Source organism: Paractinoplanes ovalisporus (assembly GCF_016834655.1).
Classification (GTDB): Bacteria; Actinomycetota; Actinomycetes; order Mycobacteriales; family Micromonosporaceae; genus Actinoplanes; species Actinoplanes ovalisporus.
Genome location: NZ_JAENHP010000027.1, coordinates 106,018 through 132,321 on the forward strand (window position 1 = coordinate 106,018; position 26,304 = coordinate 132,321).

The 26,304-nt window shown below is 71.0% G+C and carries 23 protein-coding genes; 15 read left to right on the plus strand and 8 right to left on the minus strand.

The window, feature by feature from the left end; all coding sequences use genetic code 11:
* Positions 1-11: 11 nt before the first annotated feature.
* Entirely contained in the window at positions 12-905 is an 894-nt protein-coding gene (locus JIG36_RS44960; RefSeq protein WP_236049563.1) for a hypothetical protein, read from the minus strand.
* 242 nt (positions 906-1,147) lie between these two features.
* Here JIG36_RS44960 and JIG36_RS44965 point away from each other — a divergent pair, with 242 nt between their 5' ends.
* A complete protein-coding gene (locus tag JIG36_RS44965; protein ID WP_203383026.1) occupies positions 1,148-1,759 on the plus strand; it encodes an FKBP-type peptidyl-prolyl cis-trans isomerase in 612 nt (203 codons plus the stop codon).
* Between the two features lie 108 nt (positions 1,760-1,867).
* Here JIG36_RS44965 and JIG36_RS44970 read toward each other — a convergent pair whose 3' ends face one another.
* On the minus strand, positions 1,868-2,212 hold the full coding sequence (locus tag JIG36_RS44970) for an STAS domain-containing protein (protein ID WP_203383027.1): 345 nt from the start codon (positions 2,210-2,212) through the stop codon (positions 1,868-1,870).
* A gap of 143 nt (positions 2,213-2,355) precedes the next feature.
* Between JIG36_RS44970 and pgm the strand changes: the two genes are divergently transcribed.
* Together pgm and JIG36_RS44980 are read left to right on the plus strand one after the other, a co-directional pair.
* Positions 2,356-3,999, plus strand: coding sequence for a phosphoglucomutase (alpha-D-glucose-1,6-bisphosphate-dependent) (gene pgm / locus JIG36_RS44975; RefSeq protein ID WP_203383028.1), 1,644 nt, complete (start codon positions 2,356-2,358; stop codon positions 3,997-3,999).
* A 71-nt stretch (positions 4,000-4,070) separates the two neighbouring features.
* Complete coding sequence (locus JIG36_RS44980; protein ID WP_203383029.1) at positions 4,071-6,377, plus strand: putative bifunctional diguanylate cyclase/phosphodiesterase; 2,307 nt, start codon at positions 4,071-4,073, stop codon at positions 6,375-6,377.
* Here JIG36_RS44980 and gnd read toward each other — a convergent pair.
* The gene (gene gnd / locus JIG36_RS44985; RefSeq protein ID WP_203383030.1) at positions 6,374-7,813 is read right to left on the minus strand and encodes an NADP-dependent phosphogluconate dehydrogenase; all 1,440 of its coding nucleotides are present in this window, start codon (positions 7,811-7,813) and stop codon (positions 6,374-6,376) included. The two genes, JIG36_RS44980 and gnd, sit on opposite strands and share 4 nt — an antisense overlap.
* Before the next feature lie 175 nt (positions 7,814-7,988).
* On the opposite strand from gnd, the gene JIG36_RS44990 reads away from it, so the two are divergent.
* The 3 genes from JIG36_RS44990 (at position 7,989) to JIG36_RS45000 (ending at position 12,278) form a co-directional block, all read left to right on the plus strand.
* Entirely contained in the window at positions 7,989-8,303 is a 315-nt protein-coding gene (locus tag JIG36_RS44990; protein WP_203383031.1) for a type II toxin-antitoxin system PemK/MazF family toxin, read from the plus strand.
* 200 nt (positions 8,304-8,503) lie between these two features.
* The gene (locus tag JIG36_RS44995) at positions 8,504-10,375 is read left to right on the plus strand and encodes a SpoIIE family protein phosphatase (protein ID WP_203383032.1); all 1,872 of its coding nucleotides are present in this window, start codon (positions 8,504-8,506) and stop codon (positions 10,373-10,375) included.
* A 28-nt stretch (positions 10,376-10,403) separates the two neighbouring features.
* The gene (locus JIG36_RS45000; RefSeq protein ID WP_203383033.1) at positions 10,404-12,278 is read left to right on the plus strand and encodes a substrate-binding and GGDEF domain-containing protein; all 1,875 of its coding nucleotides are present in this window, start codon (positions 10,404-10,406) and stop codon (positions 12,276-12,278) included.
* Here JIG36_RS45000 and JIG36_RS45005 read toward each other — a convergent pair.
* Positions 12,232-13,137, minus strand: coding sequence for a ricin-type beta-trefoil lectin domain protein (locus JIG36_RS45005; RefSeq protein WP_203383034.1), 906 nt, complete (start codon positions 13,135-13,137; stop codon positions 12,232-12,234). The two genes, JIG36_RS45000 and JIG36_RS45005, sit on opposite strands and share 47 nt — an antisense overlap.
* A 140-nt stretch (positions 13,138-13,277) precedes the next feature.
* Between JIG36_RS45005 and JIG36_RS45010 the strand changes: the two genes are divergently transcribed.
* The 4 genes from JIG36_RS45010 (at position 13,278) to JIG36_RS45025 (ending at position 17,443) form a co-directional block, all read left to right on the plus strand.
* Positions 13,278-14,447 (plus strand): acyltransferase family protein, encoded by a 1,170-nt coding sequence (locus JIG36_RS45010; protein ID WP_203383035.1) that lies wholly within the window; start codon positions 13,278-13,280, stop codon positions 14,445-14,447.
* 82 nt (positions 14,448-14,529) lie between these two features.
* The gene (locus JIG36_RS45015) at positions 14,530-15,936 is read left to right on the plus strand and encodes an erythromycin esterase family protein (RefSeq protein WP_438870804.1); all 1,407 of its coding nucleotides are present in this window, start codon (positions 14,530-14,532) and stop codon (positions 15,934-15,936) included.
* A gap of 710 nt (positions 15,937-16,646) precedes the next feature.
* Positions 16,647-16,988 carry an ArsR/SmtB family transcription factor gene (locus JIG36_RS45020; RefSeq protein WP_203383036.1) on the plus strand — a complete coding sequence of 114 codons (342 nt, stop codon included), beginning with the start codon at positions 16,647-16,649 and terminating at the stop codon, positions 16,986-16,988.
* Complete coding sequence (locus tag JIG36_RS45025) at positions 16,985-17,443, plus strand: SRPBCC family protein (RefSeq protein WP_307873167.1); 459 nt, start codon at positions 16,985-16,987, stop codon at positions 17,441-17,443. Before JIG36_RS45020 ends, JIG36_RS45025 begins: the two co-directional genes overlap by 4 nt.
* Positions 17,444-17,889: 446 nt before the next feature.
* On the opposite strand, the gene JIG36_RS45030 is transcribed toward JIG36_RS45025, so the two are convergent.
* Positions 17,890-18,303 carry a nitroreductase family deazaflavin-dependent oxidoreductase gene (locus JIG36_RS45030; protein WP_203383037.1) on the minus strand — a complete coding sequence of 138 codons (414 nt, stop codon included), beginning with the start codon at positions 18,301-18,303 and terminating at the stop codon, positions 17,890-17,892.
* A gap of 311 nt (positions 18,304-18,614) precedes the next feature.
* On the opposite strand from JIG36_RS45030, the gene JIG36_RS45035 reads away from it, so the two are divergent.
* Positions 18,615-19,028 carry a putative type II toxin-antitoxin system PemK/MazF family toxin gene (locus JIG36_RS45035; protein WP_203383038.1) on the plus strand — a complete coding sequence of 138 codons (414 nt, stop codon included), beginning with the start codon at positions 18,615-18,617 and terminating at the stop codon, positions 19,026-19,028.
* Between the two features lie 149 nt (positions 19,029-19,177).
* On the opposite strand, the gene JIG36_RS45040 is transcribed toward JIG36_RS45035, so the two are convergent.
* A complete protein-coding gene (locus JIG36_RS45040; RefSeq protein WP_203383039.1) occupies positions 19,178-19,966 on the minus strand; it encodes a class I SAM-dependent methyltransferase in 789 nt (262 codons plus the stop codon).
* Positions 19,963-21,462, minus strand: coding sequence for a hypothetical protein (locus JIG36_RS45045; RefSeq protein WP_203383040.1), 1,500 nt, complete (start codon positions 21,460-21,462; stop codon positions 19,963-19,965). The genes JIG36_RS45040 and JIG36_RS45045 overlap by 4 nt, the downstream gene beginning before the upstream one ends.
* Positions 21,463-21,690: 228 nt before the next feature.
* On the opposite strand from JIG36_RS45045, the gene JIG36_RS45050 reads away from it, so the two are divergent.
* From JIG36_RS45050 to pstS, 4 genes are all read left to right on the plus strand, one after another.
* Positions 21,691-22,005 (plus strand): STAS domain-containing protein, encoded by a 315-nt coding sequence (locus tag JIG36_RS45050; RefSeq protein WP_307873168.1) that lies wholly within the window; start codon positions 21,691-21,693, stop codon positions 22,003-22,005.
* 76 nt (positions 22,006-22,081) lie between these two features.
* Entirely contained in the window at positions 22,082-22,663 is a 582-nt protein-coding gene (locus JIG36_RS45055; RefSeq protein WP_203383041.1) for a GlnX family signal transduction membrane protein, read from the plus strand.
* Positions 22,660-23,385, plus strand: a complete 726-nt coding sequence (locus tag JIG36_RS45060) for a hypothetical protein (RefSeq protein WP_203383042.1) — start codon at positions 22,660-22,662, stop codon at positions 23,383-23,385. Before JIG36_RS45055 ends, JIG36_RS45060 begins: the two co-directional genes overlap by 4 nt.
* A gap of 136 nt (positions 23,386-23,521) precedes the next feature.
* Positions 23,522-24,565 carry a phosphate ABC transporter substrate-binding protein PstS gene (pstS, locus tag JIG36_RS45065; RefSeq protein ID WP_203383043.1) on the plus strand — a complete coding sequence of 348 codons (1,044 nt, stop codon included), beginning with the start codon at positions 23,522-23,524 and terminating at the stop codon, positions 24,563-24,565.
* A 370-nt stretch (positions 24,566-24,935) separates the two neighbouring features.
* Here pstS and JIG36_RS45070 read toward each other — a convergent pair whose 3' ends face one another.
* Positions 24,936-26,249 (minus strand): extracellular catalytic domain type 1 short-chain-length polyhydroxyalkanoate depolymerase, encoded by a 1,314-nt coding sequence (locus JIG36_RS45070; RefSeq protein ID WP_203383044.1) that lies wholly within the window; start codon positions 26,247-26,249, stop codon positions 24,936-24,938.
* Positions 26,250-26,304: the final 55 nt, after the last annotated feature.

Sequence of the window (26,304 nt, forward strand, 5' to 3'; positions counted from 1 at the left end):
ATGAGACCACTTCATGAAAGCGTCGCCGCTTCCAGGGCTACCCCTCCGCAACCTTTCCCGTACGCGGAGTCGGTGTTCCACGTCAGCCGCACCTGGCCGGATCTCGGCGCCTGGTACGCGACGGTGACCACCGCGGTGCGCAGCGTGCCACCGGGGTTGTCGAGAACGGTAGAGCCGGTCGAGTCGCCGGTGGTCAGCCGCGCGGTCAGCTTTCCGCGACCGGAGACCACTCCGAGGTAGATCTTGAGGATGCGCGGGGTGGTCCCGGCCGGTGCCGTGAGCGTGAACCCGTTGCCCTCGCCGCAGGTGCGGATGCCGGTCTTCGTGCCGGCCGCGGTCGCCACCGGGTCGCCACCGGTCCAGGTGAACGCCTGCGGGCTCAGCGAGTGCCGGAAGCGGGGCGCGGTCGGGGCGCCCTCCAGGATGCGGAATTTGCCGCCCTTGTCGCGTTCGAGGGAGAACGTGCCTTCGAGCCCCCAGTGCACCCAGTCGCTCTCGCCGTCCTCGGAAAGATCGACCTTTTCCGGTACGGGACCTTGAGCGACCCGCAGCACGTCGCGTGACGGGGGCGGGGCGCTGGTCGCGGGCGTCGTGCTGGGCGACGGCTTCGGAGTCGGGCTGAGCAGTGGGATCAGACCCTGGTCGCTGGGCAGGGTGGGCGGCCGCACGTCGCCGAGTGCGGGGGCCGGCGGCGCCTCCTCCGGGCCGCTGTTGAGCCCTCGGGCGGCGACGAAGCCGAAACCGATCACGACGAGCACCCCGGCCAGGATCACCGCGGCCGAGGAGAGATATTCCTTGTACGGGTGGCCGGCCGCGCGCTGCGGTGCCGGCTCGGGGGCCCGGTGGCGGACTCCGGGGTGATCGGCCCGATGACCCCGGCGGCGACCATCGTCGGTCGACGGCAACCGACCCTCCTGAAGTGCGTATCTGATATCTGAAACGGGTGGTCACAGCGCGAACAAAGGTGTGTGAGTGCTAAACAATGTCACTTCGATGCGTGACGGTGTAGAGCGAAATCAGTGATCAGCCGGATGGGCGACCACCCCCATCGGCGGTTCGGCCGAGGTTTGCGGTGGGCTTCGTCACCGGTACGGGTACCGTGTCCGAAGTTTCCGGCCGACGCCGATAACAGGAGAGTCGACGACATATGAGCACCGAGACCGCCCGACCCATCACCGGCGACACGGCGAAGCGCCGCTCCCAGGCCATCGCCGGAGCCGTTGCCGGGGTGGCCGTCATCGCCGTCCTGGTGACCGTTTTTGTCACCGTCCGCGGTGGCGACTCCGGTGAACCGGCCGCCGCGCCCGCCCCCGTCGCAACGTCCGCGCAGCCCGAGGCCGTCGAGCCGGCCCCCGAGGCGCAGCCGTCCGAGGCCGTTCCGGGCGCGCCTGCCCCGGTGCAGACCCCGCCCGAGCTGTCGAAGGAGCCGGTCGTCAAGGGCGGCACCGGCACGGTCACCGAGCTCAAGGTGACCCCGCTGGTCGCCGGTCGCGGTCCCGCGGTCAAGGCCGGGCAGACCGTCACCGCCAACTACGTGCTGGTCAGCTACAAGACCGGCCAGATCATCGACTCGTCCTGGCAGCGCGGCGAGCCGTTCAGCACCCCGATCGGCGCCGGCCGTGTCATCGAGGGCTGGGACAAGGGCATCCCCGGCCAGAAGGTCGGCAGCCGCATCCAGATCGACGTCCCGGCCGCCATGGCGTACGGCGCGGAGCAAGGCGACCTGCGCTTCGTGGTCGACATCCTGGCCGCGCAGTAGGTCAGAGGTCGGCGACCACGATGTCGAGCTGACGGGGGCGGCCCGCCGCGACGGGCTGCTCCTCGACGGTGTCCTCGAGGCCGCGCCGTGCGGCGTAGGCGCCGGAGATCAGTCGGACTCCCGCCCGACCAGCGCGTCACCCACCGTCGGATACACCGCGAGCCGCGGGGTCAGGCCGACCGTGTCGAGCAGCCCGCCCAGGAACTCGCCGGGCGCGGCCAGACGTAACCAGCCCCCGCCGGCGGCCGCCCGGTTGTGACCGACGATCAGCGCGCTCAGACCGGTCGAGTCACAGAACTCGATGCCGGACAGGTCGATCACCACCCGCGGCGCCGGTCGGTCCAGCACCTGGTCGAGCGTGGTTGTCAGGGTTGTTCCGCTGTCGATGTCAAGATTGCCCCGGACCGTGACGACCACTGAGTCGTCCGCGTTCCCCACCACGGACACGTGCACGGCGACCTCCCGCCCTCGAGATGAAGTCGGCCTACCTTCTGCCCAATCGACCACCAAAAGTCACGTGGTCCCGGCACGCCGTGCCGCGCGGATCGGGTATCTATACGCTCCAAGGCAGGTCCACGCACACAGGGAGGCCACCCATGTCCGTCAACCCCCGCGCCGGGAAGCCCGCCGAGCCGCGCGATCTGATCGACGTGCCCAAGGTGGTCTCGCGCTACTACACCGAGCACCCCGACCCCGAGGTCGTCGGCGAGCGCGTCACCTTCGGCACCTCCGGCCACCGCGGCTCCAGCCTCAAGAACGCGTTCAACGAGGACCACATCGCCGCCACCAGCCAGGCGATCGTCGAATACCGCCGGGCGCAGGGCACCGACGGCCCGCTCTATCTGGGCCGCGACACGCACGCGCTGAGCGAACCGGCCATGATCACCGCGCTCGAGGTGTTCGCCGCCAACGACGTGACCGTGCTGATCGACAGCCGTGACGGATACACCCCGACCCCGGCCGTCTCGCACGCCATCCTCACGTACAACCGGGGCCGTTCGACCGGTCTCGCCGACGGCGTGGTCGTCACTCCGTCACACAACCCGCCCGACGACGGCGGCTTCAAGTACAACCCGCCCAACGGCGGCCCGGCCGACACCGACGCCACCCGCTGGATCCAGGACCGCGCCAACGCCCTGATCGTGGCCGGCCTCAAGGACGTGCGCCGGGTGCCCGCGGCCCGGGCCCGCCAGTCGGCCTCGGTCGCCGGTTACGACTTCCTCGAGGCGTACGTCGCCGATCTCCCCGCCGTGATCAACATCGACGCCATCCGGTCGGCCGGGCTGCGCGTGGGCGCCGACCCGCTGGGCGGGGCCAGCGTCGCCTACTGGGGCGCGATCGCCGAACGGCACGGCCTCGACCTGACCGTGGTCAACCCGAACGTCGACCCCACCTTCGGCTTCATGACGCTGGACTGGGACGGCAAGATCCGGATGGACTGCTCCTCGCCGTACGCGATGGCGTCGCTGATCGAGCAGAGGGACCGGTTCCAGCTGGCCACCGGCAACGACGCCGACGCCGACCGGCACGGCATCGTCACCCCCGACGCCGGTCTGATGAACCCCAACCACTACCTGGCCGTCGCGATCAACTACCTGTTCGCGAACCGGCCGGACTGGCCCGCCGCGGCCGCCATCGGCAAGACCCTGGTCTCGTCCTCGATGATCGACCGGGTCGCGGCCGACCTGGGCCGCCGCCTCGACGAGGTGCCGGTGGGGTTCAAGTGGTTCGTGCCCGGCCTGCTCGACGGCTCGATCGGCTTCGGCGGCGAGGAGAGCGCCGGCGGCTCGTTCCTGCGCCTCGACGGCGGCCCGTGGAGCACCGACAAGGACGGCATCCTGCTCGACCTGCTCGCCTCCGAGATCCTGGCGGTCACCGGGCGCACGCCCAGTGAGCACTACCGCGACCTGACGGCCAAGTTCGGCGAGCCCGCGTACGCCCGGATCGACGCCCCCGCCACCCGGGAGGAGAAAGCGGTCCTGGGCCGTCTGTCGCCCGAGCAGGTCACCGCCAAGGAGCTCGCGGGCGAGCCGATCACCGCCGTGCTCACCTCCGCCCCCGGCAACGGCGCGGCGATCGGCGGGCTCAAGGTGGCCACCGAGTCGGGCTGGTTCGCCGCCCGCCCGTCCGGCACCGAGGACGTCTACAAGATCTACGCCGAGTCGTTCCACGGGCCCGACCAACTGGCCCGCATCCAGGAAGAGGCACGCGCCGTGGTGGGGGCCGCGTTGAAGGGCTGATCCCTCAGATTTCGCGTCCGGCAGCCGACAGGAGGGCGGTAAGGACCTACCGACTCCGGCATTGGACGCGAATGACTCAACCCGTGCGGCCCGCCGCCCGGCGTGCGGGTAACGGGCTCGTACCGTTGCTGATCGCAGCGGCCTGCTTCGTGACCGTCGCCGTGTGGCTGGTGGTGCGCGATCCGCAGGCCGTGTTCCTGGGTTATGTCTGGGGCCCGATCGCCATGCTCGCGGCGGCGTGGTCGTTGCAGCGCATCGGGTCCATGGTGATGCTGCCGCGCGTGGTGCGGGCGTTCTGGCGCCAGCTCAGCCACGCCGCGATCATCCTGTTCCTCAGCTGCGGCACCGCGCTGGCGCTGGCGAACAACAACGCCGGCATGTCCCTCTACGTCGCCGTCCCGATGCTGACCGGCATGTTCTGGACGATGTCGGCCTTTCTGCGGCTGCCGCTGGGCGACCGTACGGCGATCGGCTGGGCCCGGGTACTGCTCGACGGCGCGACCGTGGCCGTCGCCGGGGGGATGCTCTTCTGGTACGTCGTGCTGAGCTCGGCGCCGCCCGGCACCGACCTGGCCACGCGCGCCGCGGCCGGCACGGTCGGTGTCGCCGGACTGCTCTGTCTCGTCGTCCTCGGCAAGGCGGCCGGTCACGCCGGCGGGCCGATCGAACCGGTCGCGCTACGCCTGCTGGCCGTCGCCCCGATGGTCGCGGTCGCCCTCGCCGTGCTGCTCATCGCGGGCAGCGACTCCGCCCGTCTGATGCTCTCGGTGATCGGCAGCCCGCTGGTCGCGTTGTCGTTCGCCTCGGCCGCCTACCGGCAACGCCTGGTGCTGAGCCGTCCCGCGGCCGAAGCCCCGGCCCCTTCCCGCCGTCGCTCGCGGGCCGAGCTGGTGCCGCTGTTCGCCGTCGCGCTGATGGCCGTCCTGGTCTCCTACGTGTCGGTCGATGAGATGACCTCCCGGCAACGCACCCTCATCTTCGGCTCGGTGGTGATCGCGGTCCTGGTGGCGACCCGGGTCCTGATCGGCCTGCGCGACAACCGGCGGATGCTGGCCGGCCTGCACGAGCAGCAGGCCGAGCTGAAACGGCTCGCCATGACCGACTCGCTGACCGGGCTGGCCAACCGCACCCGGTTCGTCACCGTGCTCACCGAACGCCTCGCCGCGCACAAGCCGGCCACCGTGCTGCTGATCGACATCGACGACTTCAAAATGGTCAACGACACCATGGGTCCCGCCCTCGGTGACCAGCTGCTCTACCAGGTGGCTCAGCGGCTGCGCGAGAACAGCGCCACCCGCGAGCTGCCGGCCCGCCTCGGCGGCGACGAGTTCGCCGTGCTGCTCGACGTCGAAGAGGTCACCTCGGCCGAGGAGGCCGCCGCCCGCATCCTGCAGGCCCTCGCCGAGCCGTTCCGGGTCGGCGAGCACCACCTGCTGGCCCACGCCAGCCTCGGCGTCGCCATCGCCGGCCCGGGCGACACCGCCGACGAGGTGATGCGCAACGCCGACATCGCCATGTACGCGGCCAAGGAAGGCGGCAAGGCGGCCTGGACCCGGTTCGAGCCGCGCATGCGTCAGGACGTGGTCAACCACGCCCGCCTGGGCAGCGAACTGCACAACGCGATCATCCGGCGCGAGCTGTTCCTGCTCTACCAGCCCGTCTTCGACATCGTCACCGGCCGCCTGCACGGGGTCGAGGCGCTGGTGCGCTGGCAGCACCCGACGCGCGGGTTCGTCTCGCCGGGCGACTTCATCCCGGTCGCCGAACGGTCCGGGCTGATCGTGCCGCTCGGCTCGTGGGTGCTGCGCGAGGCCTGCGAGCAGCTGGCCCGCTGGCACTCCGACCACGGCGACGGCGCGATCAAGGCGATCAACGTGAACGTGGCGGTCCGTCAGCTGCGCGAGTCCGGCTTCGTCGACGAGGTCGCGGCCGTGCTCAGCGAGACCGGGCTGCTGCCGCAGAACCTGGTGCTGGAGGTGACCGAGTCGTCGGTCGCGGACGGCCGGCAGGTGCGCGAGACGCTGCACGCGCTGCACGAGATGGGGGTGCGGCTGGCGCTGGACGACTTCGGCACCGGGCATTCGTCGCTCAGCCTGCTGCGGGCGTTCCCGGTCGACGTCCTCAAACTGGACAAGTCGTTCGTCGACGGCATCACCGACGGCGAGGACCGGGGGCGGCTCGCGGTGGCCGCGGCGGTGGCTCAGCTGGCGGAGTATCTGCAGCTCAGCGCGGTGGCCGAGGGCATCGAGAGCGAGGCCCAGCTGGAGCGGCTGCGCGACATGGGGTACCGGTTGGGGCAGGGGTTCTTCATGGCTAAGCCGCTGGCCGCCGACGAGGCCGGCGCACTGATGAGCACGCCGGCCTCGATCGTCGCCTAGGCGTTCGTCTCGGGACGGCCCTCAGCGGCCCAGAGGGTGTGGAACGCGCCCTCCTTGTCTACGCGGCGGTAGGTGTGGGCTCCGAAGAAGTCGCGCTGGCCCTGGATCAGGGCGGCGGGCAGGCGGGCGGCGCGCAGGCCGTCGTAGTAGGCCAGGGCCGACGCGAAGCCGGGGGCGGGGATGCCCTGCTGGGCGGCCGTTGCCACCACTCGGCGCCAGGCGTCCTGGGCGCCGCTGACGGCGTCGAGGAAGTAGCTGTCGACGAGCAAGGTGGCCAGCTCGGGCTGCTTGTCGTACGCCTGCTTGATGAAGTCGAGGAACTTGGCGCGGATGATGCAGCCGTCCCGCCAGATCTTCGCCATCGCGCCCGGGTCGATCGACCAGTCGTACTCCTTGCTGGCCGCCTGGATCTGCTGGAAGCCCTGCGCGTAGGCCACGATCTTGGAGGCGAACAGCGCCTGCTCGACGTCGGCCTGCAGGTCACCGTCGTGCGAACCGCCCTGAGCGGACGGGCCGGGCAGGGCCGCGTCGGCCGCCGCCTTGCGCACGTCGGGACCGCCGGACAGGGCCCGGGCGAACACCGACTCGGCGATGCCGCTGACCGGCACGCCCAGGTCGAGGGCGGCCTGCACGGTCCAGCGGCCGGTGCCCTTCTGCTCGGCCTGGTCGACCACGATGTCGACGAACGGCTGGCCCGTCTCGGCGTCGACCTGCTTGAGCACCTCGGCCGTGATCTCGATCAGGTAGGACCCCAGCCGGCCCTCGTTCCAGCCCTTGAACACCTCGGCGATCTCGGACGGGGAGTGCCCGCCGACCTGACGCAGCAGGTCGTACGCCTCGGCGATGAGCTGCATGTCGGCGTACTCGATGCCGTTGTGCACCATCTTGACGAAGTGCCCGGCGCCGTCCGGCCCCACGTGCACGCAGCACGGCTCCCCGTCGACCTTGGCCGAGATGTCCTCCAGCAGCGGGCCGAGCGCCTCGTACGACTCCGGCGAACCGCCCGGCATGATGCTGGGGCCGTGCAGCGCCCCCTCCTCACCACCCGAGACGCCGGTGCCCACGAAGTGCAGGCCGCGCTCCTTGAGCGCCGCCTCGCGCCGGCGCGTGTCCAGGTAGTGCGCGTTGCCCGCGTCGATGAGCATGTCGCCCTCTTCGAGCAGAGGCGCGAACTCGTCGATCACGGCGTCGGTGGGCCCCCCGGCCTTCACCATGATGATCACGCGACGCGGCCGCTCGAGGCTGGCCACGAACTCCTCGGCGGTCTCGGCCGGGATGAACTTGCCCTCGCTACCGAACTCCTCGACCAGCTCCTTGGTGCGTCCGTAGGAGCGGTTGTGCACGGCCACGGTGTGCCCGTGCCGGGCGAAGTTGCGAGCCAGGTTCCGTCCCATCACCGCGAGGCCGGTGACCCCGATCTGTGCCTTCTCCGACATCATTGACACCCTTCCCTAGCAGCAAGCCACGCCGCCTATTCTTACGGCTTCGTTGCGATCAAGGTTCACCGCCGTACCACGCTGTGAGCACGGTGGGATTCTGCGCCGGTGTGCCTCGCGGTGGCCTAAGATCGCGCGGCGGTAGGGTGGGGTTCATGCCGAGCCGGACACGCCCATGAGGCGGGGCGAGATCTGGACCATCGGCAACCGCACCGACCTGCGCTATCGCGTTCTCGTGCTCTCCGCCGACTCGTACAACGAACGCAAGAACGCCTCCCCCTTCTGCGCCCCCATCGTCCGCCAGCGCGGTGTGACCGAGCTGCCGCCGCACGCGGTGGCCCTCACCGAACAGGATCCGATCACCGGTGTCGTGGTGGTCAACCGGATGCGCCGGCTGCCCGCCTCCGTCGGCGCGGAACGTATCGGCATGGTCACCGGAGCGAGCATGGCACGCCTGACCGACGCGATGCGGGCCCTCTTCGAACTTTGATCTTTTGGCCGCCGTGGGCCGTTTCCCTGTTCACGGAAGCCGGTCGAACCCTCGACCCACTCCATCGGGTCACACCCGGTCGGGTGACCGGTGGGCCGTCACGCCGCAGGTAGCGGGCGGTCCGGATGAACGGCCGATGACGACCCCGGTTCCGCTGACGTATTCAAGTAACCGTAAGCGGCGGAAGGGGAGGATGGGGCGTGACACAGGCGTACGCGGCGGCGGTGGAGAGCCTGCGTCCGAGCGCGCCGGCCGGCACCAGTGAGGCCGCGCGCCTGACCGTCGAACGGGCCGTCGGCCTGCTCGCCGGGCGTGCGCGGTGCCGTCTCGCCGAGGCCCACCGTCATCTGCTGCGCATGGCCGCCGAGGAGGACCGCGCTCTGCTCGAGGTCGCGAGCGGGGTCATCCGCCTGCTCGACGTCTCCGACCCCGACACCGGCATCGTCTCGGGCCTCGACACCAGCCGCCCCGAGGTGCGTCTGCCGGCTCCCGTACGCCGTTTCGCGCCCTGGATCGGCATGGTGCAACGGGTTCTGGACGTGGCGCCCGGCATGTCGTCGTATCTGAGCGCCGAACGCGGTCCCGACGGCCGCCTGGTCGACCTGACCTGGGCCGCGGTGAGCCCCGAGGCCGTCGCCCCGAACGGCTTGCGCGGCGCCCAGCTGCTCGGGCTACGCATCTCGGAACACTTCCCCGAGGTCGTCGCGAGCGACCGCTGGGCCGTCTACCAGCACGTCCTCGACAGCGGCGCGCCCTCCGTGCTCGGCCCGTTCCGGCACATGGACGGCACCTACACCGTGCGCGCCCACCGGCTCGGTGAGGGCCTGCTGCTCAACTGGACCCGGCACGACGAGCGCGCGGCCGGTCTCGCCGAGCGGCTGGCCAGCACCGAACGTCTCGGCAACCTCGGCTGGGGCGAATGGGACCTGGTCAGCGGCGAGGTCTACTGGTCCGACCACCTCTACCGGATCTTCGGGCGCGACCCGCGGCTGGGCCCGGCCGACCCGAACACCCCCGACGGGTCCGGCCTCGAGGAGGACGAGCCCCTGCGCGTCGCGGCCAAGGCCCAGCTCGACCGGGGCGACCGGGTCGACGTGATCACCCGGGTCCGCGTCAACGGGCGGATCAAGCATCTGCGTACGGTGGCCGACGCCGTCCGTGACGCCGGCGGCCGGCCCCTGCGGATCTTCGGCATCGTGCAGGACGTCACCGAGCAGGAGACCGGCGCCAAGCGGCTGGCCGAGGTGGAGCGCCAGCTCGACGAGCAGCGCCGCAGCCTGGCCGCCGAGCACGAGCTGGCCGCCCGTCTCCAGCGCATCATCCTGCCCCTCCCCGAGGGCCCGATCGTGCTGCCGGGGCTGAAGGTCGCGCTGCGCTACCTGCCGGCCGGTCAGGAGAGCCTGGTCGGCGGCGACTGGTACCACGCGGCCGAGCTGCGGGACGGCTCGGTGCTGCTGGCCGTGGGCGACGTGGCCGGCCACGGCACCCAGGCCGCCACCGCGATGGCCCAGCTGCGGCACGCGCTGCGCGCCCTGGCCGTCACCACCAGCGACCCCGGCCAGTTGCTGGGCCACCTCAACAAGCTGACCTGCGACCTGGAACGCGAGTCGCCCGAGATGGCGGCCACGGCCGTGGTCGCCCGCTTCGACCCGGCCCGGCACGAGATCGTCTGGGCCCAGGCCGGTCACCCGCCGCCGCTGCTGAGCCGGGGCGGTCGCACCAGGGTCCTCGACCGCCCCGCCGGCCCGATGCTCGGCGTGGTCGAGGAGGCGGTCTACCCGACCGCCCGGCTCGACTTCCGCGTCGGCGACGTGCTGCTGCTCTACACCGACGGCCTGGTCGAGCACCGGCGCCGCGGCCCCGACGACGGCCTGGCCTCGGTGATCGCCACGGTCGACGAGGCCGTGCGGGCCTCACCCGACCAGCCGCTGACCCAGTTGCTGGCCCGGCTGCGGCAGACCAACCCCGACGACGACACCTGCATCCTGGCCGCCCGGCCGGTTACCGGAGAGACCCAGGACCTGCGCAGATATCTCACCGGCGCTACCAAAAAGTCGGATCTCGGCCGCTGACGGCCCGCATCGCGAGATCATGGCGGCCGTGGGGGGTCGCACGTACGCTGTCCTGTCGCCCTTCGTCGGGGGCGACTACTACGGCACCATCATCGCGGGGGCGAACGAGGCGGCCGTGCGCGCCGGCGACCGCCTGCTCGCGTTGCAGACCCTCGACCCCGGCTCGTACAACGCCGACCGCAGTGGCGTGCCCGACTACCGGCGGCCGGTGGCGTGGGGCCACCTGGCCGGGGTGATCGTGCTGGCCGGCGCGGTCCACGAGTCGTACGCGCAGTCGTTGCGCTCGGCCCGGATCCCGGTGGTCACGGTCGGTCACTCGATGCAGGGGTGCTCGGCCGTGTTCGCCGACAACCGGTTCGGCGTACGGGCGGCGGTCAGTCACCTGATCGGCCACGGTCACGAGCGGATCGCGTTCGCCGGGCATCTCGCCCACCACGACGTGCGGGAACGTCACGAGGGCTATGACAGCGCGCTGATGGAGCACGGCGTGGTCCCGCCGCACGACCTGCTCCTCGACACCGGCGACAACCACGAGGCGGGCGCCGAGGTGATCGCCGAGCAGCTGCTCGCGGCGGCCAAGCCGGCCACGGCCGTGGTCTGCGGCACCGACCGCAACGCGATGGGCCTGATCCGCCGGCTGGCCGAGCTGGGCCGCACCGTCCCCGGGGACATCGCGGTGATCGGCTTCGACGACCTGGCCGGCGCCACCTACATGCGGCCCAGCCTGTCCACCGTCCGGCAGCCCGCGGGCGAGATCGGCTCGGCCGCCGTCGGGCTGCTGGCCGACCTGGCCGACCAGCCCCGCATGCCGCGGACGGTGCGCCGCGTGCCGACCAGCTTCGTGCGCCGCGACTCCTGTGGCTGCCCGCCCAGCGGCCTGCCGGTCACCGAGGACCTGACCCGCTATCTGTTCGGACAGGTCTGCTATCTGCAGGAGACGTTGAACATCCAGCACGAGCTCGGCATCGACCTGCTCGGCGCGCACGACAACGACCCCCGCGAGCTGGGCTGGCTGAAACGCACCACCGCCCTCGCCGGCTGCCTCGCCCTGTGGCACGACGGTGTGGTGCCGGCCCTCGACACCGAACTGCGGATCGAGGGGGAGTACCCGGCCGGCCACGACCTGATCGGCGCGACCATGCCGGTGAGCGAGTTCCCGCCGCCCCGGTTGTTCGAGCTGGCCGACGGCTCGGCCGGTCAGGCCGTCTTCGTCGTGCCGGTGCGCTCCTCCAGCCGTGACTGGGGTGTGCTGGCCGCGGTCGGTCAGATCCAGGAGAGCACCCCGCCCGGCAGCGAGATGATGAACCAGTCGGGCGCCCTGCTCGCCGCTTCCCTCGACCGCGGCGCGATGGTGGCCGCGCTGCGCGAACAGGAGGAACAGCTGCGCGACGCGGCCCTGCACGACCCGCTCACCGGCCTGCCCAACCGGGTGCTGCTGGCCGACCGGATGCGCCAGGCCGGGTTGCGGGTTCTGCGGCAGCCCGGTCACCGGTTCGCGGTGCTGCTGCTCGACCTCAACGGGTTCAAGGCGGTCAACGACTCGCTCGGGCACGCGGCCGGCGACGTGCTGCTCATCGAGGTGGCGCAGCGGCTGACCGGCCTGCTGCGCGAGTCGGACACCGTGGCCCGGCTCGGCGGTGACGAGTTCGTGGTGCTGCTCGACGGGCTGCCCGCCGACGGCACCGAGCGGCTGGTCAAGGAGACCATCGCCGCCCGGCTGACCGAGCCCTACGCCATCGACGGCGGCCGGGTCACGGTCGGTGTCAGCATCGGCGTGGCCCTCAGCAACGACAGCGCCGACCCCGACACGCTGCTGCGCGAGGCCGACGCCGCGATGTACCGGGCCAAGCTCGCCTCTAAGGCAGGGTCCAGCTCTGGCTCGACGCTCCCGAGCACGCGCTGACCGTGGTGGTGGCGCCGGCCCGGCCCGGGTCGGTCAGGCAGCCGCCGCCGGACGAGTTGATCAGCGTGCCGCCGTCGCCGGCCCGCCACTGGGACGAGTCGCCGCCACCGCAGTCGGTGATCCGTACGGTGCCGTCACCGGTCGACTGCGCGCATTTGTCGTTCACCCGCAGCGTGCCGTCGGTGGCCAGGGTGAACGACTGGTAGGGCACCGACATGCAACCGGCGACGTTGACGGGACTGCCGTTCGAGCCGAACAGGCTGCCCAGAGCGAGGCAGCGGCCGCTGGAAGCGGTGATCGACCCGGTGCGGTCCGAGGCCGGCGGGGCCAGGGTCGGATCGGCGGTCGGCTCGCTGGGCGGGACCGACGCCGACGGCGGCTGGCTGGCCGGGACCAGCGGCTGCTGCGAGGTGCTGGGCGAAGCCGATGCGCTGGCCGAGGCACTCGCCGAGGCGCTGGCCGACGCGGTGGCACCCGGGCCGACGCTCTGCTGCTGGAGCGGGTCGAGCGGCGCCTGACCGGGCGCGGCGGGCAGGGCCGCGCCGGGCTGGGGGAGCCCCGGGTCGGCGGCCGGCCCGAAGATCAGCCAGCCGACCAGGCCGATGGCGAGCGCGGCGCCGCCGACGTAGATGCCGGCCCGGGTCAGCGGGTGCAGGGTCAGACGCGGCTTCTTCGGCTCGGCCGGGGGCTCGTCCTCGACGGCCGGCTGGATCAGCGTGTCGGCCTCCTCGCCCGGCGGGTCGCCCGGCTCCGGCCACGTCTCGGCGGTCTCGTCGGCCGGGCGCTCGGCCTCGGCCACGGCCTTCACGTAAGGGCGCACCAGCACCGGATCTTCGCGACTCGCGCCGTTCTCCGCCATACCCACTCCCCGAGCCCGAGATCCACCATGGACCGGTAGCAGAACATACGCCATATCGGGCCGGATCGATCACCCCATTCCGGACTTTAACCGTACGTATTGGTCTGATCATTTCTTGGTGAGTGGCGTATGGTGCCCGGATGCCGCCGACCCCTCGGATGGCGTGGCTCGACGCGCTGCGGGCCGTGGCCGTGCTCCTCGTCCTCTATGCGCACGCGAGCCGCTACGTGCTCACCGACGTTCGCGCGGTGACGGCCGAGTGGCTGCACGCCGGTCCGGCCGGGGTCATGCTGTTTTTCCTGGTCAGCGGCTACATCATCCCGGCCTCGCTGGAGCGGCACGGCAACCTGCGCCGGTTCTGGATCGGCCGGGCGGGCCGGCTGCTCCCGCTCTATGCGGTGGTCACCGTCGCCGTCGTGCTGCTCGGCTTCTACCGTCCGGCCGATCCGGCGACGGCCGCGGTGGCCCACGCGACCATGGTTCCGTTCCTGCTCGGTGAGCCGTTGGCGACGCCGGTGTTCTGGACGCTCGCCTTCGAGATGGTGTTCTATCTGCTGGTCACGGCCTTGTTCGCCGTACGGCTCCAGCGCGCCGACGCGGTCATGGCCGTGCTGCTGACGATCTGCGCGGTGCTGACCGCCCCGCTGGCTCCGAACGCGGTGCGCACGCCGTACGCCGCACTGGTGCTCGTGGCCGGGCTGGCGCTCGTGCTGAGCGGGCGCCGGTGGGCGGTGACCGCGGGTGGCCTGACCCTGGGCGGGCTGGCGCTGACCCTGGTGATCGCGGGCGGCCAACCCGCGCACGCCTGGGACGGTCTGCTGGTGGTGGCCGTGATGTTCGCCGGCACCACGATCTATCGCGCCGACACCGGGCAGACCGGGTGGTGGACGGTGGCCGTGGTGGCACCCGTCGTGGCGGCCGGGCTGCTGGCCAACTGGTTCGCCGAACTCGTGTCGCTCGACGCTCTGACCCCACGCTACATGGCCCGGTCGGTCATCACGCTGCTGGTGTTCGCGGGGGCGTTCGCCGTGGGCATGCTGACCCGCCGGTGGCGTACGCCGTCGTGGCTGGCGACCCTCGGAGTGATCAGCTACTCCGTCTACCTCACCCACTACCTGCTGTTGCTCGTGATGCGGCCACTGCTCGTGCATGACGCGCTCGTCATCGCGTACGGGGGAACGGTTTTGATCGTCTCGTGGGTGACGCACCGTTATGTCGAGCTGCCCGGTCAGAGGTGGGCGCGCCGAATGTCGGACGTATGGGATGAACCGGGCCGGGTACAGCAGACCCATGCACCGGTACGGGGATGAGGTGGCGGCGATCGCCCGGCCCCTGCACGACGAGGGGGACCTGGACGTCCTGATCGACCGGGTGGGCGACGCCCGCGTCGTGATGATCGGCGAGGCCAGCCACGGGACGCACGAGTACTACACGTGGCGGGCGGCTCTGACCCGGCGCCTGATCGCCGAGCGTGGCTTCTCGTTCGTGGCGGTCGAGGGCGACTGGCCCGACTGCGAACGGGTCAACGCGGCCGTCCGCGGGGGAGACGCCACTCCGATGGAGGCGCTGGTCGGTTATGAGCGCTGGCCGACCTGGATGTGGGCCAACGAGGAGGTCGTCGACTTCGCCGAGTGGTTGCGCTCCTACAACGCCGCTTTGCCCGCCGACGCTTCGCGTCGCGCTTCCGGATCTGGCTCCTCCGCCTTCACCGTCTCCTCTTCCCTTTCTCCAACCTCCTCTTCCGCGACTTCCCTTTCCCCAACTTCCTCTTCCGCGACTTCCCTTTCCCCAACTTCCTCTTCCGCGACTTCCCTTTCCCCAACTTCCTCTTCCGCGACTTTCCTTTCTCCAACTTCCTCTTCCGCGCCTTCCCCTTCCACTACTTCCTCCTCCACCTCCTTCCGCGCGGACAAATCCGACAAAATTGGATTTCATGGGCTCGACGTCTATTCGATGTGGGAGTCGTTGCGCGAAGTGCTCGTGTGGCTGCGCGAGAACGACCCCGACCAGGTCGAGCCGGCGCTGCACGCGTATCACTGCCTGGCCTCGTACTCGGAGGACCCGCAGTCGTACGCGTGGGCGACCAAGTTCCTGCGGGCGAGTTGCGAGGACGACGTCGTACGGATGCTGATCGACCTGCGCGGACGTGACCTCGCGGTGTGGCAGAACGCCGAGGTCGTGGCGGGCGCCGAGCACTACTACCGGGCGATGGTCCACGGCGGCCCGCACTCGTGGAACGTGCGCGACCGGCACATGGACGCGACGCTGGCCCGGCTGCTCGACCACTACGGCGAGGGCTCGAAGGCCGTGGTGTGGGCGCACAACACCCACGTCGGCGACGCGAACGCGACCGACCAGGCGACGCTGGGCGAGGTGACGATCGGGTCGCTGGCCCGCGAACGGTTCGGCGCCGACCAGGTGGTGCTGGTCGGCCTCGGCAGTCATCGCGGCTCGGTGATCGCCGGCCGGACGTGGGGCGCGCCGATGGCCGAGTTGCGGGTGCCGCCCGGGCGGCCCGGTTCGCTCGAGGACATCCTGCATGCGACCGCCCCGAAGCAGGCGTTGTTCGTTTTCCCGCCGCTCGCCGAGCGTCCCGACCTGCTGGTCGACGAGGTCGCGCACCGGGCGATCGGCGTCGTCTACCGGCCCGAGCAGGAGCGGTTGGGCAACTACGTGCCGTCGGTGCTGGGCGACCGGTACGACGCGTTCCTCTGGTTCGACGAAACACGCGCGCTGCGGCCGTTGCATCCGCTGCACATCGACACGCACGAGTTCGAGACGTACCCGACCGGCGTCTGAATCTCGCTCATCCACATCCTGCTGCGCGTTCGCTCGTTCGCTCGTTCGCTCGTTCGCTCGTTCGCTCGTTCGCGTTCGCTCGTTCGCGCCGCGCAGGTTGACGTAGAGCTGGCCGTCGGGGAAGCGGCGTTCGCTCGTCCGCTCGTCCAGTTGGCCTGCGTTCGCTCGTCCGCGCGTCCAGCCGGTCTGCGTGCTTGCTGGTTTGCACGTTTGCTCGTTCGCGTGTCCAGCTGGCCTGCGTGCTTGCGCGTTTGCGCGTTTGCGCGTTCGCGTGTCCAGCTGGCCTGCGCGTTCGCTCGTCCGCGCGTCCAGCCGGTCTGCGTGCTTGCTGGTTTGCGCGTTTACTCGTTCGCGCGTCCAGCTGGCCTGCGCGTTTGGTCGTTTGCGCGTTTGCTCGTTCGCGCGCTCAGGCGGTCTGCGCGTTCGCGCGTTCGCTCGTTTGGGCGTTCGCGCGTCCAGCCGGTCTGCGCGTTCGCTGGTTTGCGCGTTGCGCGTTCGCGCGTCCAGCTGGTCTGCGTACTTGCTGGTTTGCGCGTTTGCGCGTCCAGCCGGTCTGCGCGTTTGGTCGTTTGCACGCTTGCTCGTTCGCGCGTTCGGCTCTCTGCGCGTTTAGCTGCTCGCTCGCTTGGTCGGTCTTCCATGCTGATCGCTTGACAAGCTTGGGTGCGGGCGTATTCTCAACCTATCAGTTTATAAACCAGGTGGTTGTCATGCAGGATTCGATCGACGGTGTCTTCGCTGCTCTCGCCGACCCGACCCGGCGCGCGATCCTCGATCGCCTCGCCTCGGGCGACGCGACTGCGGGCGAGCTCGCCGCCGGCTTCCCCATCAGCGCCCAGGCCGTCTCCAAACACCTGAACGTGCTCGAGGCGGCGGGCCTGATCGTCCGCACCCGTGAGGCGCAGCGGCGCTGGTGCCGCATCGTGCCGGCGCAGGTGCGCGCGGTCTCCGTGTGGGCCGAGCAATACCGGCGGCTGTGGGAGGAGCGGTACGACGCACTCGACGACTACCTGGGCCGGCTCCAGGAAACCCCGACCGAGGAGGACCAGTGACCATCAACGTCCAGACCCCGACCGACACCACCCTCGTCATGAGCCGCACGTTCGCCGCGCCGCGCGACCTCGTGTTCGCCTGCCACACCCAGCCCGAGCACCTCCGTCACTGGTGGGGCCGGGGCAACCCGCTCGACGTCGAGATCGACTTCCGGGTCGGCGGCAAGTGGCGCTTCGTCGAGCACGCGGACGGCCAGGAGCACGCGTTCCGGGGCGAGATCAAGGCGATCGACGCGCCGAACAGCTTCTCGTGGACGTTCGAATACGAGCCGATGGCCGGCCACATCCTCACCGAGCAGTACGTGTTCACCGAGGAGGGCGGCAAGACCACGGTCACGTCGTCGTCCACGTTCGACAGCAAGGAAGACCGCGACGGCATGATCCAGTCCGGCATGGAGGCCGGCGCCGAACAGTCCTACGCGGCCCTGGACGACTACCTCGCCAAGCTGGCTTGAGAAGCCCGCCGGTGACCTGAGGCGCCCCGCCGGTGAGCGGCCGCGTTGTGCGGCCGCTCATCGACGTCGTAACTCGTTGCGGCTGCTCGCTTTTCCGTCGCATTGCTGCCGCTCACCTCGCAGTTGCGGCTTCGCTTCCCGTCGCGTTGCTGCCGCTCGCGTCGCTGTCACACTGTTGTGACTGTTGCAGTTTGACGCGCCGATGTTTGCCTTGATGTCACATTGGTGCGGCTGTTTGCGTCGCGTCGGGTCGCGTCGCGTCGGGTCGCGTCGCTTCGGGTCGGGCCGCTTCGGGTCGCGTCGGGTCGCGACGGGTCGCGTCGCGTCGGGTCGCGTCGCGTCGGGGTCGGGCCGCGTCGGGTCGGGCCGCGTCGGGTCGGGCCGCGTCGGGTCGCGTCGCAGCCGCTCGCGCTGCCGTCACACCGTTGCGACTGGTCGCATGACTGTCAGGTGGCTCGGATCAGCGCCACCACGGGGATTGTCCGGGTGACCTTGGCCTGGTAGTCGTCCCAGCCCGGGTTGTCGGCCACCGCCCGCTGCCAGGCCTCGTCGCGCTCGTCGGCGGGCAAGGGTTCGGCGAGGGCTTCGTACGTGTGGGAACCGGTTTCGATCGTCACCCGCGGATTCGCCCGCACATTGTGGAACCAGTCCGGGTTGCCCGGAGCGCCACCGGCCGAGGCGATGACCAGAATGCGGTCGGGCCCGTCCCGCAGGAAACCCAGCGGCGTGGTGTGCGCGGCGCCGGAGCGGGCGCCCCGGGTCGTGAGAAGGATGAGTTCGCTGCCCTCGAACATGCCGCCCACACGGCCCTGATTGGCTCGGAACTCGTCGATGATCTGCTGGTTGAAAGGGTTGGGCATTCGGTCGCTCTCTGCTTGTCGTGTCTGCTGAAGGCGTCGTGCGGCAGCGCGTCCCGTTGACGGCGCTGCGCTCTTGAAGGCACCGCACCACTGGGGGCGTGCCTTGACGGCGGAAGCAGAAAGCAGAGGCGGGCCGCGAGCCCGGCCGCGGGTCAAACGACGGCCGGGTGCCCCACTCGGTAATGGCCCATGGCCGACCCGGCAGTCACGCCCGACACGATAACCACCGAACTCGTCATCTCGCCACCAGGGTGGTGTTGGTCCTCCGGGCGCCTCGCGGATTTTCGCGCGAGCGCGGCTACGGTGACCGGATGGAGCGGGGTGAAGTGTGGCTGGCCGATGTGAACGGGCTGGAACCCGTAGTGGTGGTCGGCGCCGGGGACGGCGACGAGTTCCGCGCTATGTATGTGGTTCCGGCGGCCACTGCCGAACAACGGCGCGGCTTTGATTTTCTCGACCCGGCCGAGCTGATCATCCGTGACGCTGACGGCCCGGCCGCGTCGAGCGGGGGCTCAGGGAGGATCACGGGGATCGAGGTTCCGCTCGGGGCGGATGAAGGCCTTGATCCGGCCGGCGTGGTGCGGCTGGCGCTTCCCCGTGAGGGGCACGTTTTCTGCACCTGGCAGGTCACGTTGCGGCCCGAAGATCTCGTCGAGCGACTGGGCCGGTTGTCCGCCGAGAAGCTGCGGATGCTCGACGCCGCGCTCCGGCTGAGCGGCACCTGAGCCGGCGGGCAGCGAGGTCGAGGCAGCGACCGATGGCGGGCGCGAAACGGCGCGGGGCCCGGGAGAACGCGGGCGCGAGACGGCGCGGTGCGCGAGACGGCGGGGTGCGCGAGACGGCGCGGTGCGCGAGACGGCGCGGAGCGGCCCGGCTACGAGACGGGCGTCGTCATGGAGGCGACCGTCAGGTTGACGCGGGTGGTCAGGGTCATGGGCCACTCGTGGGAAGTGGATACGGCGGCTGTGGCCTCGGGGCGCTGCGATTCGGGGATCGACTCGATGACCTGGCTTCCCATGTGGGAACCGATCCAGCGCACCAGCTGGGTGGCGTCGGTGAAAGTGCTTTCGACGGATACCTCGGTGGTCTCGGTGTGGGCGAAACCGGCCGCCGTGGTGGCCTCGCGCAACGTCTCGGGCGAGTTGAACATGGCGTGCAGGGACGGGCGTTCCGGCGGGGCCGGGGCGAAGCTGCTCAGCAGGCGCAACGTTGCGGGGTAGCGCGGGTCGTGGGCCGCGAACGAGCTGAACGCCAGGCGGCCGCCGGGGCGCAGCAGGGCTCGGTGGTTCCGCAAGGCGGCCGGTGGGTCGGGCAGGAAGAACAGGACCAGGGCGGCGGTGACGAGGTCGAAGGACGCGGTGGGGAAGTCGGGTGCCTGCGCATCTCCCCATTGGACGGTCACCTGGGGCAGGCCGGCGGTGGCGGCCGCGGTTCGGGAGACCATGCCGGGGGCGAAGTCGATTCCGGTCACGTGGCCGGTGGGGCCGACCGCTTCGGCCGACGCCAGCAACGCGGCGCCGCGGCCGCAGCCGGCGTCGAGGACGTGTTCGCCGGGCTTCGGTGCGGCCGCGGCGATCAGGGCGGCGGCCAGCGGGGTGAAGAAGTCGACGCCCACGCTGTCGTAGCGGGAGGCGACCCGGTCGAAGATGTCGGCGACGCTCATCGGCTCAGCATGTCAGCGCGACGGACCTCCGGGTAGGGCGGCGCAACCCAGGTCACACCGCCGAACGTGGCCGCCAGAAACGTGGCCGCGTAGTCGACGGTGATCGCCAGGGCGCGGCGGCCGTCCAGCGAGCCCAGCGGCAGCACCCAGCGCAGCGGCGCCGCGACCCGGTAGGCCGCGTAGTCGGTGAAGGACAGGTGCCCAGCGCCGGAGATGACGTAGCTACGGCCACCGGCGACAGGGCGCAAGACGACAGAGGGCGAAGCGGCAGAGGGCAAGGCGGGAGAGGGCGGAGCGGCGGAGGGCAAGGCGGGAGAGGGCGAAGCGGCAGAGGGCAAGGCGGGAGAGGGCGAAGCGGCGGAGGGCGAGCCGGGAGAAGGCGAAGCGGGAGAAGGCGAAGCGGCAGAGGGCGAGGTGGCGGCGGACGAGTCGGACGAGGACGACAACTGCAGCAGCGGCCGCCCGAAGCCGTCTCGTACGGCCAGGCCCCGCGGATCGCCGTCCAGCGAGACCGCGGCCGCGCACCGCCCGTCCACCCGGCACGCCTCGATCGCCGCCGAACCACCCAGACCATGGCCCGCGTACGCGATCCGGCCGCCGTTCGCGTGGTTCCCGAACTGCAGCGCGGCCCGTTGGGCGGCGAACCGCGCGTCGGCCGCCCACACCGACACCAGTTGCTCCTCCCGGTCGCCGGCCGACCCGGCGGCGCTCGCCACCACCCGCTGCTCGTTGATCACGCTGACCCGGGAGCTGTACGTGGGTGTCAGCCCGACGACCACGTTGCCGCGCGCGGCCAGGCCCGCCGCCACCGCCGCGTACTGCGGGGCCGCATAGCCGAGGTCGGGCAGCAGCACCACCACGGGGAACGAGCCGTCGGCCATCGGCGCGTCGTCGCGGGTGCCGGTGTGAACGCGATCGAAAGCGGTCACCGCCCAGCCGTAACGATGCAGAGCGGCCCACTCGCCGGGCGCGTAGGCGGACTCCGGACTGTCCGCGCCGGGTGCGCGGGCCGCGTCCGGTCCTGGCACGCCGGCTGCTTGGTCCGCGTCCGGGCCAGGCCCGCCGGGCACTTGAGCCGCGTCCGGGCCCGGCTCACCGGGTGCATCAGCCACCTCCGGGCCCCTCGCGTCGCGTGCCGCCGGTCCATCGGCTGTCCGGGCCGACTCCGAGACCGGCTCGTCGCCCGCGCGGGCCGACTCCGGAACCGGCTCGTCGCCCGCGCGGGCCGACTCCGGAACCGGCTCGCCGGGCGCCTCCGCCGCGTCGGGAGCTGCCGGGTACCAGACCCAGGCCGACAAGACGCGGGGCGTGCCGCCGATCGGGGCGAACTGGTCAGTACGCGAACGGTCGGTCCACACGTCGGCGATCCGCCCCACCGCGAACCCACCGGACGGCGCCACGCTCACCGGGCGCTGCGCCTGCACTTTCCCGTACGTCAGCAGGCCCGCCCCCACGAGCACCGCGACCGATGCCGCCACAATCCGCCCGATTCGCACCGATGAATTGTGACCTTTCCGGCGGGGGCTGTCGCGGCCCGTCCCGCATAGCGGCCGAACCGTTGCCTGCCCGCCCAGAACCGGACAATTTCCTGGAGATTTCGGAAGGACGAATAACGGGACGCGGAGCAATGGCAAAAGGGTGTGATCAAGTACGCGTGACGCCGAATGAATTCGCATCGTAAAGTGGGCCGTCGGTTGAACGCGGAGTGACGGAGGGTGGCGACCGTGCTGGATGTGCGAACGGGTGACGACGGCACCGTGGTGATCACCCCGCGCGGCGTTTTCGGGTCCGACGGAGGGGGCGAGCTCCGGCGTGTCCTGGTGCACACGGTGCGTCGTGTTCGCCCGTTTCGCCTGATCGTCGACCTGGCCGACGTGCCCGAGCTCGACCCGCTGAACGTCGGTTCGGTCGCCGCCGCGTGCGAACTGGGCGACGACCACCAGGTCTCGGTCGAGATCGTCAGCCCCCGCGGAGAAGTCTCCGAACGGCTCGCCGCGGCCGGTGTTCCGCACCAGAGGTTACGCAAATCCGTGCATTGAATAAACGCGAGGTTAACGGCCGGAAATGGATCACCCGGCCGCTCGGGTAATTGCGGAAATGCTTTACCTTGAAGCCGTGCCAGCAGTAATGGAGGCGACCCGGACCATCGTCCGGCGAGCCGCCCGCCCCGAGACCCCGGCCCGGCTGCGTCTCTGGGTCATCGTCACGATCCTGGTCGCCGCCGCCCTGCTCGTCTCGGCCTGTCTGGTCATGGCCCGGGTGCAGCAGCAGGTGCGCGTCATCGGCGACGAGGCCGCCCCGCAGGCCGCCAACGCGGCCGATCTCTACTTCGCCCTCAGCGACATGGACGCCCAGGTGGCGCGGCTGGTGCTCACCTCCGGCCGCGACGAGCTGGCCGCCGGCCGCATCGACGCGCTCGGCGCCTATCAGCAGCGCGGCCGCCAGGTCGACACCGATCTGCAGGTCGCGCTCACCACCGCCGGCGGCGAGGCGGAACGGGCCATCGTCCTCGACCTGCTGCACGGCCTGGGCGTCTATCGCGAACGGGTCTGGCAGGCGCTGACTGCGGGCCCGGCCGCCGCCGGTTACTACACGCAGGCGACCAACGTGCTGCACCTCGACCTGCTCCCGGCCGCGACCCGGTTGCGCGAGGTCAGCGAAGACCGCTTGGAGCGGGCGTACGGGGAAAGAGCGTGACCCGGACGACCGGGGTGACCCTCGCCGTGCTGCTCGGCGGCGCGCTGCTGATCCTGCTGATCGCGCTGCAGGTGTGGCTGGCCCGGCGGTTCCGGCGCGTCCTCAATCCGGCCCTGATCACGGCCACCGTGCTGACCGTTCTGCTGCTCGTCCCGCTGACCGCGGTGCTGATCGTGCAGGAGCAGGTGCTGAGCAAGGCCCGCGACCAGAGCCTGATCCCGTTCCTCGATCTGTCGCAGGCGCGCGCGGTCAGCTACGACGCCGCCGCCGACACGTCGCGCTACCTGATCAGTAACGGACTCGACTACTACCGGCAGGACTTCGACCGCAAGGCCGACGCGCTCGAGGCGGGTGACACCGGTCTGCCGACCGTCGCGGGTGGTCCGGACGTCGGGCCCTACTACACCGAGCAGGTCGTCGGACGCTGGCAGTCCTACCGGGCCGGCCACGAACGCATCGTGAAGCTGGCCGACTCGGGGCGGGACGCCGAGGCGATCAGCACCCTCACCGGCATCCGGCGCGGCGACGCGGCGTTCGACTTCTCCTACTACGACGCGGCCGTCGCCGACATCACGGCCGATCGTAAGGAGACCTTCGACCGGTCCCTGCGCGACGCCGAGATCCTGCTCACCGGATGGCCCTGGATCCCGGCCGGGGCGCTGGGCCTGGTGATCCTGCTGGTGCCCCTGGCGGTCCGCAAACGCTTCGCGGAGTACCGATGAGGAGCGAAGCACCGATGAGGAGCGAAGCGCCGATGCGGCGGGCGCCGATGCGGCGGGCGCCGATCCAGCTAGCGCCGATGAAGCGGGTTCCGAAGCGGGTGCCGATGGAGAGCGAGCACATGAAAGCGAAGCACCGATGAGAACGCGCATCCTCGCCCTCGCCGCCGCCCTGCTCGCCGTCGCGGCCTGCGACTCGCCGAGCAGCCCCGGCCGCGACTCCATCGACTGTTCGAAGGGCTCGATCGCCGCGCAGGGCTCGTCGGCCCAGACCAACGCCGTCAGCGCCTGGATCAAGGACTACCAGGTGAGCTGTGCCGAGGCGACGATCGAATACTCCAGCGTGGGTTCCGGAGCGGGCCGCCGCACGTTCTTCGCGGGCACCGGCCAGTTCGCGGGTTCCGACTCGCCGACCCCCGACGAGGAGCAGGCCCAGGCCAAGGCCCGCTGCCAGGGTCCATTGGTGCACCTGCCGATGGTCGTCGGTCCGATCGGCCTCGCGTTCACCGTCGCCGGCGTCGACGACCTCCGGTTGTCGCCGGCCACTATCGCGCGCATCTTCACCGGCCGGATCACGCGGTGGAACGACCAGGCGATCCGCGCCGACAACCCGGGCCTGGCCCTGCCGTCGACCCCGATCCGTACGGTCCACCGATCCGACAGCTCCGGCACGACCGACAACTTCACCCGGTTCCTCGCCTTCACGGCCACTTCCGACTGGAGTCTCGGCGCGAGCTCGGCGTGGCCGGCGCGCGGCGGCATCGCGGCCGACGGCAGCAACGACCTGGTGTCGGCGATCGAACGCACCGACGGCGCCATCGGTTACGTCGAGGCCTCGTACGCGCGGTTCCACAACCTGCCGACGGCCCGAGTCGGCAACGCGTCCGGCGAGTTCGTGCCGCTCAGCGACGCGGCGGCGGCCCGCACGGTGGCCGGCGCCCGCGTGGTCGGCACCGAGGGACTGCGGCTCGAGATCGACTACCGCATCCCCGATCGCCTCGCCTATCCGCTGGTCCTCGTCACGTACGAGATCCTGTGCAAGACCGGCACGCCGGAGCTGGTCAAGAGCTTCCTCGCGTACGCCTCCAGCGCCGCCGGCCAGAACACAGCAGCGGCGTCCGGCTACGCACCCCTGCCCGAGGAGCTGCGCACCAAGGTGGCCGAGGCAGTGGCGGCCCTCTAGACGGCGACAATCGCAAAAGTGGGCGCCGTCGTGGGGACGATTTGCAAGGGGCGCCGCCGTGGGGACCGTTTGCAAAGGGGCGCGGCGGTGGGGCGGCGGGTGTGCAAAGCGATGCCGCCGTGGGGACCGTTTGCAAAGGGGCCGCGGCGGTGGGGCGGCGGGTTTGCAAAGCGATGCCGCCGTGGGGCCGTTTGCAAAGGGCGCGGCTGTAGGGCGGTGGGTCTGCAAAAGGGACGCCGCCGCGAGGACGGTCTGCCAAGAGGCACGGCTGTGGGGACGGTTCGCAAATGGGGGCGCCGCCGTGGGGACGGTCCCACGGCGGCGCCCGATCTGACCGGCGGGCGGAATCAGCCCGACATCCGCGGACCGGTCAGGTGGTGGAACAGGCCGCGCCGTTGAGCGTGAAGGCGCTCGGTGCGGCGCTGTTCCCGGTGTGGTTGGCCTGGAAGCCGATCGAGACCGAGGCGCCGGCCGCGATCGTGCCGTTGTAGTTGACGTTGCGGGCCGTGACCTGGCCCGAGGTGGGCGAGTAGGTCGCGTTCCAGCCCGACGTGATTGTCTGACCGGACGGCAGCGCGAAGCCCAGACTCCAGCCGTTCACCGCGGAGCTGCCCGTGTTGGCGATGGTCACCTGAGCGGTCAGGCCGGTGTTCCAGGCGTTGACCGTCGCCGTGACCCGGCAGGCCCCACCGGCGGGCGGCGTGGTGGGCGGCGTCGTAGGCGGCGTGGTCGGGGGAGTGGTGGGCGGCGTGGTCGGCGGAGGCGTGGAGCTGTCGAGGCCGAAGAACGCGATCGCCAACCGAGCCATCCCGCTGAGCGGCAGCGAATGACCGACCCCGGCCACGCTGATGCCCTCGACCGGCGCCTGTACGGCCGACGACCCATACCGCGTACGGGTCCAATTGGCCTGCGGGGTGTCGGTGAGCACCGGCGTCGGCGAGACCCCCAACACGTTCGTCCACTGCTTGATCTCCTCGCCGAAGTTCGGATACTGCAGCGTGGTGTCGTTGACGCCGTGCATGACCTGCATGCGCGGGCGCCGGCCGGTGTAGCCGGGATAGGCCGCGCGGACGAGATCACCCCACGCCTGCGGAGTCTTGATCGACTGGCCGGACGAGCAGGTGCTGTTCCACATCGAGCCGTCGGTGGTGGCGAAACAGCCGAACGGCACGCCCATGAACGCCGACCCGGCCGCGAACACGTCGGGATAGTCGCCGAGCAGGACGTTGGTCATCATCCCGCCCGAGGACGCGCCGGTCACGAACGTGCGGTTCACGTCGGTGCCGTAGCGCTGCTGCACGTAACGGACCATCGACACGATGCCGGCCGGGTCGCTGGTGCTGTTGTGGGTCAGCGCGCCCGCCGTGGACACGTCGAAGCACTGGCCGGACCGGGTGGCCGACGGATAGATCACGATGAAGCCGTACTGATCGGCGAGCGAGGCGAACTCCGTACCGGAATGGAAAGCGGGTCCCGTGCCGGTGCAGTAGTGCACGGCCACCAGCAGGGCCGGGTTGGCGGCGAGACGGTCCGGGACGTACAGGTGCATGCGGAGGTTGGTCGGGTTGGTGCCGAAGCCCGTCACCTCTTGCAGCGAGGCGGCCTGGGCCGGGGCGGCGGGGGCGAGCAGCGCGAGACCGGCGACGGCGACGAGCGCGACGACGGCTCTCCAGAGTTTGACCATGGGAGATCCTTGGGAGAGAGGGCCGCGGGCGCCCGGTGGATGGCGCCCGCGGCCA